Consider the following 2,441-nt stretch of genomic DNA (forward strand, 5'->3'; position numbering starts at 1 on the left):
TCCGATTCCGCAGTTCCCGCCCGCTTTCGCGGCCGTTCCCTGCGGCACTTCTATTCCACCAGATCCGGACCGATTCGCAAAATCGAGCCTTTCTGATGCCACCGGACATGCGGGCACGACGGATCGAATCCGCATGATCAGTGGTGGATGCGCACTCCAGGCCGGCCACCGCACAGCGGCGTCCTGCATCCCTCTAGGCGCGAGGAGGGACACTACCCGACGGTCGGGACGCCTGCAAACTCGGCTCTGGCGGGAGGGGAACGCGCCTCCCAGGCGGGGAAGTCGGCACCTGGTCAGGTGACCGGTGGCTCACTACGCTCGGAGGCGTCCGGACAGAACGAGATTCGGGTGGCGGCATGGGCGCTCCGCACGATGTGGCGATCATTGGCAGCGGGTTCGGCGGGATCGGGATGGCGATCCGGTTGCGCCTGGCCGGCGTCGACGACCTGGTGGTGCTGGAGAAGGCCGGCGGGCTCGGCGGGACGTGGCGGGACAACACGTACCCGGGGGCGGCGTGCGATGTCCCGTCCCACCTCTACTCGTTCTCGTTCGAGCGGAAGACGGACTGGACCCGCAGGTTCCCGCCGCAGGAGGAGATCCTCGAGTACCTGTGGCACTGCGCCCGCAAGTACGAGGTGCTCCCCCGGACCCGGTTCGGGACGGAGGTGACCGGCGCGGAGTGGGACGAGGCGGCGTCCGTCTGGCGGGTGTCCACGTCGGCGGGGACCGTCAGCGCGCGTGTGCTGGTCTCGGCGTGCGGGCAGCTCAACCGGCCGGTGCTTCCAGAGATCGAGGGACGCGAGTCGTTCGCGGGGGCGGCGTTCCACTCGTCCCGGTGGGATCGCGGTGCCGATCTCGCGGGGAAGCGCGTCGCGGTCATGGGGACGGGGGCCAGCGCGATCCAGATCGTCCCGGAGCTGGCGAAGGTGGCGGGGCGGCTGCACGTGTTCCAACGGTCCGCTCCGTACGTGATCACCAAGCCGGACCGGCCGTACCGGGCGTGGGAGCACGCCGTCCTGCGGACGGTGCCCGGGGCGTACTCGGTGAGCCGGGCGCGCGTCTACACGCAGTTCGAGTCGCGGGCGCTGGGGTTCGTGAAGTACCCGAAGCTGATGGGCGTGATGGCTCGGCGGTTCCGGAAGAGGCTGGAAGAGGAGGTCCGGGACGCGGAACTGGTGGAACGGCTGCGACCGGACTACCCGATGGGCTGCAAGCGGATCCTGCTGTCGGACGACTACTACCCCGCCCTCGTGAAGCCGCATGTCGAGCTCGTCACCGACCCGGTCGCGCGGATCACGCCGTCCGGTGTGGTGACGGCGGACGGCACGACGCGGGAGCTGGACGCGATCGTCTACGCCACGGGGTTCGCGTCCACCGAGTTCCTCGCGCCCATGAAGATCGTCGGACGGGGCGGGCGGGAGCTGGGCGAGGAGTGGCGGGAGGGCGGCGCGTCCGCCCACCTCGGCATCACGGTCAGCGGGTTCCCGAACCTGTTCCTGCTGTACGGGCCGTACACCAACCTGGGGCACAACTCCATCATCTACATGCTGGAGTCGCAGTTCCGGTACGTGGTCGGCTGCGTGGCGGCGATGCGGCGCGGGCGGCTGGACTGGATCGAGGTGCGGCCGGACGTCCAGGACGCGTTCGACCGGCGGATGCAGAGGATGCTGCGCGCGACCGTGTGGAACGGCGGCTGCCAGAGCTGGTACATGCGGGAGGACGGACGGATCGTCAACAACTGGCCGGGCTTCACGTTCGCGTACCGGCGCGCGACACGCCGACCGGACCCCCGCGACTTCCACCGGGGACGCGACCGCACCGGCCCGCAGCTCCGGAACCGCAGGGCCTAGGCTGTGTTTCACAGTGGCCTTAGCCCCGCGCGCGAACGCGTGACCTGCACGGTGCAGCGAAGCCGAAGGCGAGCGCAACCGGGCAGATCGCGAAGCGATGCCGCGTTCGCCCAGGCACGGTCACGTAGCGAGCCCCTGGGCGAGCGAAGTGGGCCGAGACTGCAATTAGTACAGCCTCTAGGCTCGGCGTATGCCGACTGCTCTGATCACTGGTGCCACCACGGGGCTGGGCGCCGCGTTCGCCCGCCGCCTGGCCGCCGACGGGTTCGACCTGGTCCTGCTCGCCCGGAACGCGGAGCGGCTGGCCGCGTCCGCGCGCGAGCTGCACGACGAGTACGGCGTCCGGGCCGAGGCGCTGCCCGCCGACCTGTCCACGGACGAGGGGATCGGCAGGGCGGAGGAGCGGCTGCGCGCGGGCGTGGACCTGCTGGTGAACAACGCGGGGTTCGGCAACCGGGGCGCGTTCCTGGACGTTCCGGTCGCCGACGAGCTGGTCATGTTGAAGGTGCACTGTGAGGCGGTGCTGCGGCTGACGCACGCGGCGCTGCCGGGGATGCTGGAGCGCGGGCGCGGCGGGGTCGTCAACGTGGC

2 protein-coding genes are annotated in these 2,441 nt (G+C 70.5%); both read left to right on the top strand.

All coding sequences use genetic code 11. The features are described 5' to 3' along the window. Positions 1-356 precede the first annotated feature (356 nt). Positions 357-1,850 carry a flavin-containing monooxygenase gene (locus AB0J52_RS36295; RefSeq protein WP_500187440.1) on the top strand — a complete coding sequence of 498 codons (1,494 nt, stop codon included), beginning with the start codon at positions 357-359 and terminating at the stop codon, positions 1,848-1,850. Between the two features lie 190 nt (positions 1,851-2,040). After that, the coding region (locus tag AB0J52_RS36300; protein WP_500187441.1) for an SDR family NAD(P)-dependent oxidoreductase at positions 2,041-2,441 on the top strand (401 nt) is incomplete at its 3' end.

It is taken from the genome of Spirillospora sp. NPDC049652, assembly GCF_040675125.1.
GTDB lineage: Bacteria > Actinomycetota > Actinomycetes > Streptosporangiales > Streptosporangiaceae > Spirillospora.